Annotated in this window: 11 protein-coding genes; 2 read left to right on the forward strand and 9 right to left on the reverse strand. The window is 66.5% G+C overall.

The annotated features are described in order from the left end of the window. The first annotated feature begins 8 nt into the window (after positions 1-8). Positions 9-1,838: an aminopeptidase P family protein gene (locus tag A7X65_RS23350; RefSeq protein WP_063689296.1), complete on the forward strand. Its 1,830-nt coding sequence runs from the start codon at positions 9-11 to the stop codon at positions 1,836-1,838. A 343-nt stretch (positions 1,839-2,181) separates the two neighbouring features. Beyond that, positions 2,182-3,459 carry a multidrug effflux MFS transporter gene (locus A7X65_RS23355; RefSeq protein ID WP_063689299.1) on the forward strand — a complete coding sequence of 426 codons (1,278 nt, stop codon included), beginning with the start codon at positions 2,182-2,184 and terminating at the stop codon, positions 3,457-3,459. 161 nt (positions 3,460-3,620) lie between these two features. Here A7X65_RS23355 and ligA read toward each other — a convergent pair whose 3' ends face one another. From ligA to murB, 9 genes are all read right to left on the reverse strand, one after another. Beyond that, complete coding sequence (gene ligA / locus A7X65_RS23360; RefSeq protein ID WP_063689302.1) at positions 3,621-5,777, reverse strand: NAD-dependent DNA ligase LigA; 2,157 nt, start codon at positions 5,775-5,777, stop codon at positions 3,621-3,623. A gap of 177 nt (positions 5,778-5,954) precedes the next feature. Then, entirely contained in the window at positions 5,955-7,628 is a 1,674-nt protein-coding gene (gene recN, locus A7X65_RS23365) for a DNA repair protein RecN (RefSeq protein ID WP_063689305.1), read from the reverse strand. Between the two features lie 13 nt (positions 7,629-7,641). Beyond that, complete coding sequence (locus A7X65_RS23370; protein WP_063689308.1) at positions 7,642-8,538, reverse strand: outer membrane protein assembly factor BamD; 897 nt, start codon at positions 8,536-8,538, stop codon at positions 7,642-7,644. A 261-nt stretch (positions 8,539-8,799) separates the two neighbouring features. Next, positions 8,800-9,762, reverse strand: a complete 963-nt coding sequence (gene lpxC / locus A7X65_RS23375; RefSeq protein WP_063689310.1) for a UDP-3-O-acyl-N-acetylglucosamine deacetylase — start codon at positions 9,760-9,762, stop codon at positions 8,800-8,802. 363 nt (positions 9,763-10,125) lie between these two features. Then, positions 10,126-11,940 carry a cell division protein FtsZ gene (ftsZ, locus tag A7X65_RS23380; protein ID WP_063689312.1) on the reverse strand — a complete coding sequence of 605 codons (1,815 nt, stop codon included), beginning with the start codon at positions 11,938-11,940 and terminating at the stop codon, positions 10,126-10,128. 87 nt (positions 11,941-12,027) lie between these two features. Further along, a complete protein-coding gene (gene ftsA, locus A7X65_RS23385; protein WP_063689315.1) occupies positions 12,028-13,350 on the reverse strand; it encodes a cell division protein FtsA in 1,323 nt (440 codons plus the stop codon). After that, positions 13,347-14,357 carry a cell division protein FtsQ/DivIB gene (locus tag A7X65_RS23390; protein WP_063689318.1) on the reverse strand — a complete coding sequence of 337 codons (1,011 nt, stop codon included), beginning with the start codon at positions 14,355-14,357 and terminating at the stop codon, positions 13,347-13,349. Before A7X65_RS23390 ends, ftsA begins: the two co-directional genes overlap by 4 nt. Before the next feature lie 340 nt (positions 14,358-14,697). Then, positions 14,698-15,684 (reverse strand): D-alanine--D-alanine ligase family protein, encoded by a 987-nt coding sequence (locus A7X65_RS23395; RefSeq protein WP_063689321.1) that lies wholly within the window; start codon positions 15,682-15,684, stop codon positions 14,698-14,700. Between the two features lie 119 nt (positions 15,685-15,803). Beyond that, on the reverse strand, positions 15,804-16,724 hold the full coding sequence (gene murB, locus A7X65_RS23400) for a UDP-N-acetylmuramate dehydrogenase (RefSeq protein WP_063689323.1): 921 nt from the start codon (positions 16,722-16,724) through the stop codon (positions 15,804-15,806).

Raw genomic sequence — 16,724 nt, forward strand, 5'->3', positions numbered from 1 at the left:
GATCCACCATGTTCGAAGCGCACTTCCAGACATTCGAGGAGCCGGAGGCCGGCGTCGCGTTGACGGCGCGCCTTGCCGCGCTCCGCGAAGAACTCGCCCGCCGCAAGCTGACCGGCTTCGTGATCCCACGCGCCGACCAGCAGCAGAACGAATATGTGCCGCCGTCGGAAGAACGGCTGGCCTGGCTGACCGGATTTACGGGATCGGCGGGGCTCGCGGTGGTGCTGACGCACGAGGCCGCCTTGTTCGTCGATGGCCGCTACACCATCCAGGCCGCGAAGCAGGTCGACGCGAAGGCCTGGGCGGTGGAATCGCTGATCGATCCGCCGCCGGAAAGCTGGGTGTCCTCGCACCTGAAAGCCGGCGACCGCCTCGGATTTGACCCATGGCTGCACACTTCTTCGGCAGCCGAACGCCTCGCCGCCGCCTGCGCCAAGGCCGGCGCCGAACTGGTCGCCGTCGACGGCAATCCGATCGACGCGATCTGGCAGGACCGGCCGCAGCCGCCGCTCGCCCCGGTCGCGGTACACAACCTCCAGCATGCCGGCGTCGGGGAAGCCGAGAAGCTGACGCAGATCAGGGGCGAGATCGCCAAGCTCGGCACCGATGCGCTGGTGCTGTCGGACAGCCACGCGGTGGCCTGGACCTTCAACATCCGCGGCGCCGACGTCGCGCACACGCCGCTGCCGCTGTCCTACGCGCTGGTACCGAAGGACGGCCGTCCCACCATCTTCATCGACCACCGGAAACTCTCCAACCTGACGCGCGACCATCTCGAGCAGTCCGCCGACGTGCGCGAGCCCGATGCGATGGCGCCAACGCTGATGGCGCTCGCCAAGAGCGGCGCCACGATCGCGCTCGACAATGCGACCGCGGCCGACGCGCTGAGCCGATTGATCGTGGGGGCCGGCGGCAAGCCGGTGCGCGGCAGCGACCCGATTGCGCTGCTCAAGGCGGTCAAGAACCCGATCGAGATCAAGGGCACCAAGACGGCCCATGTGCGCGACGCCGTGGCGCTGGCGCGCTTCCTCGCCTTCATCGATCGCGAGGCGGCAAGCGGCAAGCTCACCGAGATCGACGCGGTCGAGGCGCTGGAGACGTTCCGCCGCGACACCGGCGCGCTGAAGGACGTGTCGTTCCCGACCATTTCCGGCACCGGACCGAACGGCGCCATCGTGCACTACCGCGTCACCCGCAAGAGCAACCGGCGGATCGCGCCGGGCGACCTGCTGCTGATCGATTCCGGTGCGCAATATGAAGACGGCACCACCGACGTCACCCGCACCATGGCGGTCGGCGAGCCCACGGACGAGATGCGCGACCGCTTCACCCGCGTGCTGCGCGGCCACATCGCGATTGCCCGCGCGGTCTTCCCCGACGGCACCACGGGCGCGCAGCTCGACACGCTGGCGCGGCAATTTCTCTGGGCCGCCGGTGTCGATTTCGAACACGGCACCGGCCACGGCGTCGGCAGCTATCTCAGCGTGCACGAAGGGCCGGCGCGGATCTCCAAGCTCGGCACCACGCCGCTGAAGCGAGGCATGATCCTCTCCAACGAGCCCGGCTACTACAAGACCGACGGTTTCGGCATCCGCATCGAGAACCTCGAGCTGGTGGTCGAAGCCAGCATCAAGGGCGCCGAGAAGCCGATGAACGCCTTCGAGACGCTGACGCTCGCGCCGATCGACCGCCGCCTGATCGATGTCGCGATGCTGAACAAGGACGAGCTCGACTGGCTCAACGCCTACCACGCGCGCGTGCGGGCCGAGGTGCGGCCGGCGCTCGACGAGGCGACCGGGGCCTGGCTCGACCAGGCCACGGCGGAGCTGAAGGCGTAGCGCGCGCGAGAGCGCGACGCATGGCGCTACGCGATTTGCGCAAGGCTGCTTCCCCAGCCACCGCCGTCATGCCCCGCGCAGGCGGGGCATCCAGTATTCCAGAGACAACAAACGTATCCTGAGAGGCCGCGGCGTACTGGATTCCCCGCCTGCGCGGGGAATGACACCGAGAATGCGGCACGACCGCACAACATCCCGGCATACCCGCTCCCGTAAAATAACGGCCATACTGCGCCCTCATCAGCACCGTCCCGGAATCCGTATAGCCGCATTCCGAAACGCCGATTTCCGTCTTGTGCAAGCACGCTACAGTCGATTCGAATTTCGACGAGACGGACTCTTTATGCACGGCATGATCAGCAAGCCGCCGGAAACGGCTAGGAACATCGCGACCTCGCGCGTGGTGTTGCTGCTGCTCGTGGTCATGACCGGGATCGCGCCGATCTCGCTCTACATCCTGGTTCCGGCACTGCCGGTGCTGGCGACGAGCTTCGGCAGCGACATCTCGATCGCGCAGATGACGGTGTCGCTCTACATGGTCGGCATCGCGTTGTCGCAGCTGATCATGGGGCCGCTGTCGGACAAGTTCGGCCGGCGCCCGGTTCTGCTTGGCGGCCTCGCGCTGATGGTCGCGGCGAGCATCGCCTGCATCTTCGCCGAGACCCTGCCGCAGCTGATCGCAGCGCGCTTCTTCCAGGCGCTTGGCGGCGCCTCCGGCATGGTGATCAGCCGCGCCATCATCCGCGACATCTATCCGCGCGAACGCGTCGCCTCGATGATCAGCCTGGTGGTCGCCGCGCTGATGATCGGGCAGATGGTGTCGCCGCTCACCGGCGGCCTGATAGAGACCGCATTCGGCTGGCGCGCGATCTTCTACGCCGTCACGATCGGCGCAATCACAGTCGCCGTCGGCATCGCGATCGCGCTGCCCGAGACACGCCGCGGCCGCGCCGTCGGCAGCGGCGGCTTTCGCACCGACGTAGGCACCCTGATCAAGAGCCGCGCCTTCATCGGCTATGTGATGTGCCAGGTGCTGGCCTCCCAGATCATCTTCACCTTCGCCGGCGGCGGCCCCTATATCGTGGTGACGCAGATGGGACGGACCAGCGCCGAATATGGCGCGTGGTTCGCGACGACCGGCTTTGCGTATCTCGTCGGCAACCTGCTCTGCGTGCGCTTTGCGCCCAGGCACTCGCTGGAAAAGCTGATCTGGTTCGGGCTCGGCCTGCAGCTCTGCGGCAGCCTGCTGAACCTGCTCCTGAGCTTCGCAGGGTGGAACGAGGCGCCGGCCTGGCTGTTCGGAACGCAGATGATCGTGATGGTCGGCAATGCCTTCGTGATGGCGAACTCCGCCGCCGGCGCGATCAGCATCCGCCCCGAAGCCGCCGGCACCGCCTCGGGCGCGATGGGCTTCCTCCAGCAGGGCATCGGCGCGCTGATGTCGCAATTCGGCGCCTATCTCGGCGGCCATTCCGCCACGACGCTGCCGCTGACGTCGGCAGTGCTGGCGATCTCGCTGCTCTGCGCCTGCATGATGATCTTCGTCGTCCCCCGCCGCGAACTGGTGGTGAGCGAAGCGCTGATCGGGCAGGCGGAGGAGGAAGAGAGCGGGATGATGTGACACTTCCTTCCTTCTCCCCTTGTGGGAGAAGGTGGCGCGCGGAGCGCGCCGGATGAGGGGTCTCTCTCCGCACGGCCCCGCTCAAAGTTTGCCTCGAGGATAGAACCCCTCATCCGGCGCTTCGCGCCACCTTCTTCCACAAGGGGAGAAGGAGGAAAGCCTCACTCCCCGATCAGCTTCAGCCACTCGTCCTCGGTCAGCACCTTGACGCCGTGCTTGTTGGCATCCGCGAGCTTCGAGCCCGCGCCGGGGCCGGCCACCACCAGGTCGGTCTTCTTCGACACCGAGCCCGACACTTTCGCACCCAGCCGCTCCGCGGTCGCCTTCGCTTCATCGCGCGTCATCTTCTCCAGCGAGCCCGTGAACACCACGGTCTTGCCGGCGACCGGCGAGTTGCTCTTCGGCTTCTCCGCGTCGACGATCTCTTCGAGCTCATTCACGAGACGTTCGACGATGCCGCGGTTGTGGCTCTCGCCGAAATAGTCGGCGATGCTCTTGATCACGGTGTCGCCGATCTGATCGAGCGCGTCCATCTCCGCAATCGCCTCCTCGTCGCCCTTGGCAACCTTGAGGCAGGCATCGTGGAAGGCCTCCCAGGAGCCGTAGCCCCGCGCCAGCGCCAGCGCCGTGGTCTCGCCGACATGGCGCATGCCGAGCGCATAGACGAAACGCTCCAGCGCGATTTTCCGGCGGCTGTCGATGGCGCCGAACAGATTGCGCACCGAGGTCGCACCGTAGCCCTCGATCTCCTCGAGCTTGAGTTTTGAATTGCGCTTCTCGAGCGTGAAGATGTCGGCGGGCTCCTTGACCCAGCCTTCGTCGAAGAAATACTGGAGCTGCTTTTCGCCGAGACCGTCGATGTCGAAGGCGCGTCGCGACACGAACAGCTTGAGGTGCTCGATCTTCTGGTAGGGGCAGGCGAACTCGCCGCTGCAGCGGGCGCGGGATTCTTCTTCGCCGGCCGCCGTCTCCCCGCGCACCACGTCGGTGTGCAGCGGGCACGGGCACTTCTTCGGGAAGGCATATTCCTTGGCACTCTTCGGCCGCTTGTCGAGGACAACGTCGACGATCTGCGGAATGACGTCGCCGGCGCGCTGGATCACGACGGTGTCGCCGATCCTGATATCGCGGCCCTCGCGAAGCACCTCGCCCTTGTTGCCGATGCCCTTGATGTAGTCCTCGTTGTGCAGCGTGACGTTCTGCACGATCACGCCGCCGACGCCGACCGGCTCGAGCTTGCCGACCGGGGTGAACGAGCCGGTGCGGCCGACCTGGATCTCGATGTCGCGCAGCACGGTCATGGCGCGCTCGGCCGGGAATTTGTGCGCGATGCCCCAGCGCGGCGTGCGCGAGACGAAACCGAGCCGCTCCTGCCAGTCGATGCGATCGACCTTGTAGACCACGCCGTCGATGTCGTAGTCGAGCTCGGCGCGCTCTTCCTCGATGCTCTGGTGGAACGCGACCAGCTCCTCGACCGAGTGGCACAGTTTTGTCAGCGGATTGGTCTTGAAGCCGCAGCGCTCGAACCAATGGATCATGCCGGTCTGCGTCGGCTCCGGCATCGCGCTCATCTCGCCCCAGGCATAGGCGAAGAAGCCGAGAGGCCGCGACGCCGTGATGGCCGGATCCTTCTGCCGGAGCGAACCCGCGGCCGAGTTGCGCGGATTGGCGAAGATGGTGTCGCCCGCCGCCTTCTGCCGTTCGTTGAGCGCGAGGAACGCCTTCTTGGTCATGTAGACCTCGCCGCGCACCTCGCAGACATCAGGGACGTTGCGGCCTTTCAGCTTCTGCGGCACGTCTTCGAGGGTGCGGATGTTGGCGGTGACGTCCTCGCCCTCCGCGCCGTCGCCGCGCGTCGCCGCGGTGACGAGCTCGCCGCCCTCATAGCGCAGCGACATCGACAGACCGTCGATCTTCGGCTCGGCGGAGAAATTGATCTTGTCGTCGTCGAGCTTCAGGAAACGCACGATGCGGCCGACGAAGTCGCGCACGTCCTCTTCCGCAAAGGCGTTGTCGAGCGACAGCATGGGCACGGAGTGGCGCACCTTCCTGAACCGCCCCGACGGTGCCGCGCCGACCTTCTGTGACGGCGACTCTGCGCTGACGAATTCAGGAAACCGCTTTTCGATCGCGTTGAGACGCTGGCGCAGGGCGTCGTACTCGGCGTCGGTGACGGTCGGCGCGTCATCCTGATAGTAGCGCTCGTTGTGCCCCTCGATCTCGAGCGACAGCCGCATGAGCTCGACCTTGGCCTGCGCCTTGGTGAGATCGGCGACATCGCGAAGCGGTTTTGCCTGGGATTTTGCTGCTCTTGCCATGGCGCTTGGATACGACGGAGCGGGTAGCACGGTAAAGGCGGGAAAGGTCTCGTGCCCCGGACGCAGCGCAGCGCTTCTTCAGCGGTGCGCTGCAGAGCCGGGGCCCATGTGGCAGCGCTCTGGGTCCCGGCTCTGCGGAGCGGCACTGCGTGCCGCACCGCGTCCGGGACACGAGAATTAAGCCGTCGCCGCCTTCAGCAGCCTCTCCGCAGCAGCCCGCGCCTCGGCCGTGATCTCCGCCCCCGCCAGCATACGGGCGATCTCTTCGCGGCGGTGGTCGGCGGCGAGCGCATTGACGCGGGTGGCGACGCGCTTGCCCTTGTCGAGGGCGTCCTTTGAGATGAGCAGGTGCTGGTCGGCGCGGGCGGCGACCTGCGGGGCGTGGGTCACGGCCATCACCTGCACCTTGCCGGCGAGCCGCGCCAGGCGCCCGCCGATGGCGTCGGCGACCGCGCCGCCGACACCGGTGTCGATTTCGTCGAAGACGAGGGTCGGCGCCGAGCCGCGGTCGGACAGCACCACCTTGAGCGCCAGCAGGAAGCGCGACAGCTCGCCGCCGGAGGCGACCTTCATCATCGGGCCCGGCTTGGTGCCCGGGTTGGTCTGCACCCAGAACTCGACGCGGTCGAAGCCTTGCGAGCCCGGCGCGGCCTCGTCGGTCGCGACCTGGGTCATGAACTTGGCGCGCTCGAGCTTGAGCGGGGCGAGCTCGGCGTTGACGGCCTTGTTGAGCTTCTCCGCCGATTTCTGACGGGCCAGTGACAGCTTCTTGGCGGAAGCCGCATAGCGCCCATCGGCCTCGATCGCGGCCTGCTCCAGCTTCTTCAGCTGCGAGGCGCCGGCGTCGATCAGCACGACGTCCGCCGCGTATTGGGCGGCGAGCGCCGCGAGCAGGTCCACCGGGGTCGAATATTTGCGAGACGCTGCACGCAAGGCAAAGAGCCGCTCCTCGATGCGCTCGAGCTCGGCCGGGTCGAAATCGGTCGCGGCCAGCGCGGCCAGGAGATGCTGGTCGGCTTCTTCAAGCGCGTTGATCGCGGTGTCGATCGCCTTCACGGCAGGCTCGACCAGCGCCGGCGAATTGACGCCGCGGCGCTCCAGCCGGCGCACCGCCGCCGACAGCGCCGCGACCGGCGAATGATGGCCACCGACGGCTTCCTGCGCCTCGCGCAGATCGGAGGCGATCTTTTCGCCCTGCATCATCGTGGTGCGGCGATGGGCGAGCGAAGTCTCCTCGCCCTCCTTCGGCGCGAGCTGCTTCAGCTCGCTGGAGGCATGGCGCAGATAGTCGGCCTCGCGCGCGGCGCGCTCCATGCCGGCGCGATGTTCCTCCAGCGCGGTATTGGCGGTGCGACGCGCGTCCCAGAGCGATTCGACGACCGCGACGTCCTTCTCCAGGCCCGCGAAGGCATCGAGCAGGCGGCGATGGGTGGCGGCATCGACCAGCGCGCGCTCGTCATGCTGGCCGTGGATCTCGACCAGGGCGGCGCCGACCGCCTTCAGCGTCTGCACGCTGATCGCCTGGTCGTTGATGAAGGCGCGGGTGCGGCCGTCCGCGAGCTGGACCCTTCGCAGGATCATCTCGCCGGTATCGTCCAGCCCGTTCTCGGCCAGGATCTTGGTCGCGGGGTGATTCTTCGGGATATCGAAGACGGCGGTGACCTGCCCCTGCTCCGCGCCATGGCGCACGAGGCCGGCGTCGCCGCGGCCGCCGAGCGCCAGTGCAAAGGCATCGAGCAGAATGGATTTGCCCGCACCGGTCTCGCCAGTCAGAACCGCAAGGCCGGTGGCGAATTCGATATCGAGCCGTTCGATCAGGACGATGTCACGGATCGACAGACGCGCCAGCATGGAACCAAATTTCCTAGCCGAGGCCCATCTTCTTGAAGGTCTTGCTGATCCAGGACCCCTGATTCTCGCTCGGCTCGAGACCGCCGGATTTTACAAGATTATAGGCGTCCTTGTACCAGCGGCTGTCAGGAAAATTGTGGCCAAGCACGGCGGCGGCGGTCTGCGCCTCGCCGACGATGCCGATCGCCATATAGGCCTCGGTCAGACGGTAGAGCGCCTCCTCGACGTGGCGCGTGGTCTGGTACTGGGTAACGACGGCCTTGTAGCGGTTGATGGCGGCGGTGTAGTCGCGCTTCTGCATGTAGTAGCGGCCGACATTCATCTCCTTGCCGGCGAGCTGGTCGCGGGCACCCTCGATCTTGGCCTTGGCCGAGGTCGCATATTCGGAGGTCGGATATTTGCGCACCACCTCTTCCAGCGAGGCGATCGCCTTCTCGGTGCGGGTCTGGTCGCGGCTGATGTCCGGGATCTGGTCGTAATGCGAAGCGGCGATCAGGTACTGCGCATAGGCCGCGTCCGGACTGCCGGGGTGCAGCGTGACGTAGCGGGTCGCGGCGCCGATGCAGCCGTCATAGTCACCGCCCTGGTAGGACGCGTAGGCGGACATCAGCAGCGATTTGCGGGCCCAGTCGGAATAAGGATGCTGGCGGTCGACTTCCTCGAACTTCTTGTTCGCCGCCTTCATGTCCTTCTTCTCGTTCATGAGGTACAGGCCCTCATTGTAGATCTTGTCGGCGGGCTCCTCGACGAAGGTGTCGTCCTTGGCGGTGAACTTGTCCCAGAGATCGCCGGTGCCGCAGCCGGCCAGCGGCAGCGCGAGCAGGACGAAGGTGGCGGCCTGGAGCAGCCCGCGGGCCGCGGGCCCTGGCGACATCGAAAGAGATCCGCGCGTCGTACGCTGTGCCGACATGAGTTTAAGCCCTGACGCCCTGTGATGCGGTGCCCGCCAGCCCATGAACTCCGTCATGGGCGCGAAATGGTGCCGTGGTGCCTGCCCTACGCCCACGCCGATGTATCCGAAAAACGATCGTTAAACCGGATAGGCAGGCATTTCGCCCGGATTAAGGCGAACGTGCCGCAATGCTAGCCGATCATGGTTACCAGGAGTTTCCCGGGGAAAAGTCGTCGCCAAGCGTCAGCGGCGGCAGGTCCCTTCAGGAGACGTCTCTCTTCAGGAAACGTCCGGCCCGTAGGCCGCCGCGATCCGGCCGCCGACGATGCTACCGCCAACCTCGGCCACGGGACGCGTGGTGCGACGCACCGCCTCACCCTCGACCACCCGCCAGGCGGTACGGTCGGCAAGCAGCGCCGTCAGGACGGCGTGGTTGAGCTTGTGGCCGCCGCGGACCGAACGGTAGGCACCGAGCAGCGGCAGGCCGGCCAGCGCGAGGTCGCCGATCACGTCCAGCACCTTGTGGCGGGCACATTCGTCGGCGTAGCGCAGGCCCTCGGTGTTGAGCAGCCGCTCCTCGTCGAACACGACGGTGTTGTCGAAGGACGCGCCGAGCGCATAGCCGGCGCTCCAGAGCCGGGCGACGTCGCACATCAGGCCGAAGGTGCGGGCGCGGCCGACTTCGCGGCGGAAGCGCTCCGGGCTGAGCTCGAAGGTGTAGCTCTGCTGGCCGATGACGGGATTGGTGAAGTCGATCTCGACCTCGGCGCGGAACCCGTTGGCATAGGGCCGCATCTCGCCGAAGGAGTCGCCGATCTTGACCGAGATCGGCTTCAAAACCTGGATGAAGCGGCGTTGCGCCGACTGGGTGACGATGCCGGCCTGGTCGATGGCGGCAATGAACGCCGCGGCGCTGCCGTCCATGATCGGTACTTCCGGACCGTCGAGCTCGATGGTGGCGTTGTCTACGCCCATGCCCCGCAGTGCAGCAAGCACATGCTCGGCAGTGGAGACCAGCGGGCCGTTACGATCGCCGAGGACGGTGGCGAGATCGGTCGCGATCACCTGCTCGGCGGTCGCCTGAACTTCGCGATCACTTCCCTCGAGGCCGGTGCGGACAAAAATAAAACCTGCGTCGATAGGCGCAGGCCCCAGCGTGAGAGTGACGGGAAGACCGGAATGAACGCCTACGCCTGCCACGGTGGCTTGCGCGCGAAGCGTTGTTTGCCGGCTAAATTTCATCAGGAACCCGCCCCACTACGACCACTGCGACTTATACTAGACCCACTTGGCCGGCCAGTGCCGACGGTTGCGAATCTCCGTATCCCCAAGTCACGGCAAACCATAGTCACTGCCCCAAACAGCGCCAACTCACGCTTTTTTACCGATTGTTACCCCAAACCTGCCGTATTCGCGCCAAGGCTTAACCAAATTGCGCCGAGATTTTGGGCCGCTGCCGGCGGTTTTACTGAACCACCGAATGCATAATTAATGATTTAAAATCAGTTGCTTGGCTCTGCAATCCGGACCATCCCGGACAAAAAGGAAAGGCCCCGGCAAGCTTCCCGCCGGGGCCCTTTTGGGTCTGCCTTATTGTAACAATCCTCAGGTCGCCTGCCGCCGCAGGAAGGCCGGGATATCAAGATGGTCGTCGCCCTGTGGCGCCGGCGCAACAGGCGCCGGGCGGCCATGCATGTCGAGGCCCTGCGGCGCGGGACGACGGGCGTACTCTGATACCGGCTCACTAGCCGCGATCTGCTGCGCCACGGTCTTCTGCGGACGGCGGTCGGGCAGCGGCGGCATGGCGGGACCGGCGGTGCGGGCGGCGACCGGCGGCTCGCTCTCCTCGTCGCGGCGGCCGAGGCCGACATTGGCGAGGCGCTGCAGCAGCGACAGGCGGGTCTTCTGCGGGGTCTCTTCTTCCACCTCACCGCGGGCCTGGCGAAGCTCGGCCTGGGCCGGCATCGGCAGTTCCTCGATGCGCGGCATGCGCGGAGCGCGGACCGGCGGACGCTCGGCCTGCGGCGGGATGAAGTTTTCCGGCGTCATCGGCTCCTGCATTGCTACCGGGGCCATTTCGGGCTCCGGGAACAGGGTCGGCTTCTGCGCGATCGGGCGCACGGTCACGTCGCCATAGGTCTGCGGCGCGGGCGCCTGAGGGACCTCGGCGACGGCAGCCGCGATGGCGGCGAGCGCGGCACGCTCGACGTTCGGGCGCGGCGCGAGCGGGGCGGACGCAACCGGAGCCGGCGCGGCAGCCGGGATCTGCGATTCCAGCTTCTGGGCGCGTTCGGCCAGGCGCTGATTGTCGGCGCGCAGGCGGGCGGTGAGGTCGGCGAGACGGCTCTCGGCAGCGGCGGCCGGAGCAGCGGGAGCCTGCTGCACGTGCTGGATCTGCTGCGGCGCGGCGTTCGCCACGGGAGCGGAGGTCGCCTGGCTGTTGCGGGCGATCGCAGCCTGCTCGATGCCGGTGGCGACGACCGAGACGCGGATCAGGCCGTCGAGCGCTTCGTCGAAGGTGGCGCCGACGATGATGTTGGCGTCCTGATCGACTTCCTCGCGGATGCGGGTCGCGGCTTCGTCGACCTCGAACAGGGTGAGGTCCTTGCCGCCGGTGATGGAGATGAGGAGGCCCTTGGCGCCCTTCATCGAGCTATCGTCGATCAGCGGGTTGGCGATCGCGGCTTCCGCGGCGGTCAGCGCGCGCTTGTCGCCGGAGGCTTCGCCGGTGCCCATCATCGCCTTGCCCATCTCACGCATCACGGCGCGGACGTCGGCGAAGTCGAGGTTGATCAGGCCTTCCTTGACCATCAGGTCGGTGATGCAGGCGACGCCCGAGTAGAGCACCTGGTCAGCCATCGCGAAGGCGTCGGCGAAGGTGGTCTTCTCGTTGGCGACCCGGAACAGGTTCTGGTTCGGGATGATCAGCAGCGTGTCGACGACCTTGTGAAGCTCGTTGATGCCGGCTTCAGCGGTGCGCATGCGGCGGCCGCCTTCGAAGTGGAAGGGCTTGGTCACGACGCCGACGGTGAGGATGCCCATGTCGCGCGCGGTCTTGGCGATGACGGGAGCAGCACCGGTGCCGGTGCCGCCGCCCATGCCGGCGGTGACGAACACCATGTTGGCGCCCGAGAGATGGTCGCGCAGCTCGTCGATCACCTCTTCCGCCGCTGCCGCGCCGACGTTCGGCTGCGAACCCGCGCCGAGGCCCTGCGTGACTGCCGTGCCCATCTGCACGATACGCTGCGCCTTCGACATCGTCAGCGCCTGCGCGTCGGTGTTGGCGACCACGAAGTCGACGCCCTGCAGGCCCGCCGTGATCATGTTGTTGACGGCGTTGCCGCCGGCGCCGCCGACGCCGAACACGGTGATCCGGGGCTTCAGTTCGTGAATATCAGGAACATTGATGCTGATGGTCATGGTTGCCTCTCGATCACGCGCGTGTGGGTTCGCCCCGGCCGGCGGCCGCGGGAGTTGGTGAAAATGGGAGATTGCGGAAAGGAGTCATCAAAAGCCCTCGCGTAGCCATCGTCCAACCTTTCCGAAATAACCGCCGGTCCCTGTCCTCACCTGCTGCCGCGTATGCCGCGGTTCGACATGTTCCTGGTGAACATATTGCGGGTAGACGAGGAGTCCGGACGGCACCGCGAACGCGGCGTTCTTCGCCTCGTTGGGCAGCCGGCCGAAGCCGAGGGGACGTCCGACCCGCACGGGCCGGCCGAGAATCTGGGTGCCGAGCTCGACGAGACCGGTCAGTTGCGAGGCGCCGCCCGAGAGAACGACGCGGCCGTTGGGCTCTGACGCGAAGGGCGAATCCTTCAGCCGGTCCCGGACCATTTCGAAGATTTCCTCGGCACGGTGCTTGACGATGTTGGCGATGGTAGCGCGGGAGACGATCTGCGGCAGATCCTGCTCGTCACCGGCTGTCGGCACAGACATCAGCTCGCGCGAGTCCGATCCGCCGGTGATGACGGTGCCGTATAACGTCTTGATTCGCTCGGCATCGGCAATGGTCGCGGAGAGTCCGCGCGCAAGATCCATCGTGATGTGTTGCCCGCCGACCGCAAAACCCGCCGCGTGCACGAAGCGGCCGCCGGAATAGACCGCGATCGTCGTGGTGCCGGCGCCCATCTCGACGACGGCGGCACCGAGATCGGCCTCGTCGTCGGTCAGCACCGACAGGCCGGCGACATAAGGGCTCGCCGCCATGGCTTCGACATTGATATGGCAGCGCTCGACCGCCAGCATCAGGTTCCGCGCCACCGTGGCGTCGCAGGTGACGACGTTCATGTCGACGCCGAACTGGTGCGCGACCATGCCGCGGGGATCGCGGATGCCCTTGACGCCGTCGAGCGTGTAGCCGACCGGCAGAGCGTGCAGCACGGTGCGGCCCTCGCCGGTGGCGTGGCGCATGCCGGTGGAGGTGACGCGGCTGACATCGGCCGGCGTCACGGCGCCACCGCGGATGTCGGCGGCGGCTTCGACCAGCGCGCCGGAGAGCCGGCCGCCGGAGACGGACAACAACACGGACTCGACCCGCACCTTGGCCATCTTCTCCGCAAGCCCGACGGCCTGGCGGACCGCCTGCTCGCATTCGCCGAGATCGACCACCGCGCCGGCCTTCATGCCGCGCGACTGGATCTGGCTGTAGCCGATCAGCTCCACAGCATGGGTGCGGCCGCGCAAGGCTTCGCTCGGCGCCGACGGCTTCAGCCGCGCGATCATGCAGGCGATCTTGCTGGTGCCGATATCGAGGCAGGCGACCAGGCCGCCGCGCTTGTGCGGCATCTGGCGCGTCTTCGGGGTCTGGGTGCGATCAAGACCGGTCATGCGGCGTCCCCGGCCTTCTTTTTCTTCTTGTCCTTGAACAGCTCCTCGCGCGCCTTGGCGGCGTCGTCGGAGAGCTGCACCACCAGACGATCCGGCAGGCGCATGTCGACGGCGACGATGTCGCGGGAGAACAGCCTGTCCTCCTTGTCGAGCTTGGTCAGCATCGCGAGCGCGTTGCCGACGTCCTGCTCGGGCAGGCGGATGTCGAGACCGTCCTTCAGCCTCAGGTTCCAGCGCCGCTCGCCGACATAGATGGCAGCCTTGGTGATCGAGTTGACCTGCGGATAGCGCGCCAGCAGCGCCAGGAAATCGCGGGCCTGGGTGTCAGCCCCCTTGCCGACGACGAGCGGCAGCGACAGGAAGCGGCGCGAGACGTAGGGTTCGAGCACGGCGCCGTCGTCGGCGATGACGGAGAGCCGGCCGGCCTCCTGCCACAGCGCGAAGGCTTGGCGCTCGGTGATGTCGATCATCAGCCGGCCCGGATAGAGCTTCAGCACGGTCGCGTCGGCAATCCAGGGATTGGCCTTGAGCTTCTCGCGCACGACGTCGGCATCGAGGAACAGCAGCGAGGAGCGGCCGCTGACGCCGCCGATCGCGAGGATCTCGTCCTGGGTGAGCTGCTTGCGGCCGTTGATCACCACGGAGGTGATGCGGAAGCCGGCGGAATTGGCCATGGCGTTGCGGGCATCGCTGACCGCCGTGATGAAATCCTGGAGATGGCCGCCCTTGACGATGCCGAAGCCGCAGCTGCCGATCAGCAGCAGCACGGTCATGGTGATCCCGACCCGGCGCGGCGCATAGCGCTCGACCAGAGCGACCAGGCGCGGCGGCGGTTCGCGCTCGACCACGGCCTTGGCCTTGATCCTGGCGGCGGCGCGCTTCTCCTCGCGCTTGTCCTGCACCCACTCGCGCAGAAGCACGACCGCTCCGATAGCGGCCGCCTTCAGATCAGCTTGGGGCCTCAGCGATCTCAAAAACGACCGGGTGAGGCTTCCTGCACCATCCATTGCACGAGCTCGTCAACAGTTTGCCCGCGACATCGCGCGGGTCCTGGCGAACATGACGTCTCGGACGTGCCGGGCCGGATCAGCAGAACGAAGCCTCTCCCATCATTGCGTTCGCTGGAGGTGACATCACCCGCAACAGCTCACGCGCCGGCAGCCAAAGCGCCATATGCGCCGCCAGCGTTAACCTTCGGATGTCCTGGTAAACAAAAGGTAAAATTCGTTAACGCGGAATGCTTTTTGCCCAGCCATGTGAGGCATTTATGCCGCGATCTCCGGCATTTTACCGGATTTGGGCTCCAAACCGGGCCGTTTCGCCCGCCTGGCCGTTAACCAGTCCTAATTATTTCCGCACGCCCCGCCCGGCGAGCTCGACCAGCCCGTTCAGGAACTCGACGAACGCGATGCCCTCGGCTTTCAACGCCTTGGGGTAGAGCGACGACTTGGTCAGCCCGGGCAGCGTGTTGGTTTCGAGGTAGACGAGGCCCCTGTCCGAGACGATAAAGTCGGAGCGCGAATAGCCGGTGCAGGACATCGCCCGGTGCGCCAGCATCGCCTGCTCCTTCAGAGCGGCCATGATCTCCGGCGAAAACCGGCCGGGGCAGATCTCCTGGGTCGACTTCAGGAGATATTTTGCGGCGTAATCGAAACTGCCCTCACCCGGAATGATCTCGATCGGCGGCAGCGCGATGATCGACCCGTCGGCGCGCTCCAGCACGCCGCAGGTCGCCTCGACGCCGGCGATGTAGGGCTCGATCACATAGTCTTCGTGCCTGGCCGCGTTGCGGACGGCGACGAGATCCTGCTTCGCGTTGACGAAGATCAAGCCGTAGCTCGACCCGTCCCGCGCCGGCTTTGCGATCAGCCTGCCATATTCGGCGAAGGCCTCCTCGATGTTGCCGAGCGCGACGTTCGCCGGCGGCGTCACGCCGCCGAGTGCGGCAAAGTGCTTGGCCGCGATCTTGTCGAAGGCGAGATGCGAGGACGCCGAGCCGGATCCGGTGAACGGCACGCCGCGCGCCTCGCACATCACCTGCAATTCGCCGTTCTCGGCGCGCCCGCCATGCAGGCCGAGCACCAGCACGCGGCCTTCCGCCTTGGCCTGGTCGAGCGCTGCTTCGAGCGGAATACCCGACGTGCCCGGCTTGAACTCGTCCTCGAAGGGCCGGGCATGCTCGAGCAGCTGCTTCGACTGCACCACATGCACCTTGTCCTCGACGTCCCACCACCAGAGATCAGCCTCGGGCAGCGCCTGATGCAGCGCCTGCGCCGAAGCGACCGAAACCAGACGCTCGCGATTGGAGCCGCCGAAGAGGATGGTGATGCGCATTCGTGTCCTCGCATTTCGTCATTCCGGGATGGTGCGCAAGCACCAGACCCGGAATCTCGAGATTCTCAGGTGCGCAATTGCGCACCGTAGTTCGCGCTCCGCGCGCCCCGGAATGACTGTTAAATAGAAACCCCGATCCGCTTGATTTCCCAGTGCAGCTCGATTCCGGAATTCGCCTTCACGCGCTCACGCACCGTCTCGCCCAGCGTCTCGATGTCGTGCGCGGTGGCGTCCCCGGTGTTGATCAGGAAATTGCAATGCATCTCGGACACCTGCGCGCCGCCGACGCGCAGGCCGCGGCAGCCCGCGGCATCCACCAGCTTCCAGGCGGAATGGCCGGGCGGATTCTTGAAGGTCGAGCCGCCGGTCTTTTCGCGGATCGGCTGCGCGGTCTCGCGGTGCGTCTGCACCTCCGCCATCCGCGCGCGGATCGTCTCGGCATCTTTGACCTCGCCGCGAAAACGCGCGGAAGTGAAGATGATGGAGGGATCGACGCCGCTGTTGCGGTAGACGAACTTCATGTCGGCGTTGGAGAAGATATGCCTGGTGCCGTCGCGCCCGACGCCGCGCGCCTCGATCAGCACGTCCTTGGTCTCGCCGCCATTGGCGCCCGCATTCATGCGCAGTGCGCCGCCGATGGTGCCGGGGATGCCGAAGAAGAATTCGAGCCCGCCGATATTTGCGGTGGCCGCAACTTCCGCCACGCGCTTGTCGAGCGCGGCAGCGCCCGCGGTGACTATGTCGCCGTTCGCATTCGCTTCGCCAAAGGCGCGCGGCGCAAGGCGGATCACCACGCCGGCAATCCCGCCGTCGCGCACGATCAGATTGGAGCCGACGCCGACGACATAGACCGGGATGTCGCTGGCAAGATGCGCAAGGAAATAAGCGAGATCGTCCTCATCCGCCGGCGTGAACAGCACCTGCGCCGGACCGCCGACGCGAAACCAGGTCAACTCGGCCAGCGACTGGTTGGCGAGCAGCCGGCCGCGAAGTTGCGGCATCGCGGCTTTGAGATCAGGCGTGATGTCGGGAAAGCTCAC

It is taken from the genome of Bradyrhizobium stylosanthis, from assembly GCF_001641335.1.
Taxonomy (GTDB): Bacteria; Pseudomonadota; Alphaproteobacteria; order Rhizobiales; family Xanthobacteraceae; genus Bradyrhizobium; species Bradyrhizobium stylosanthis.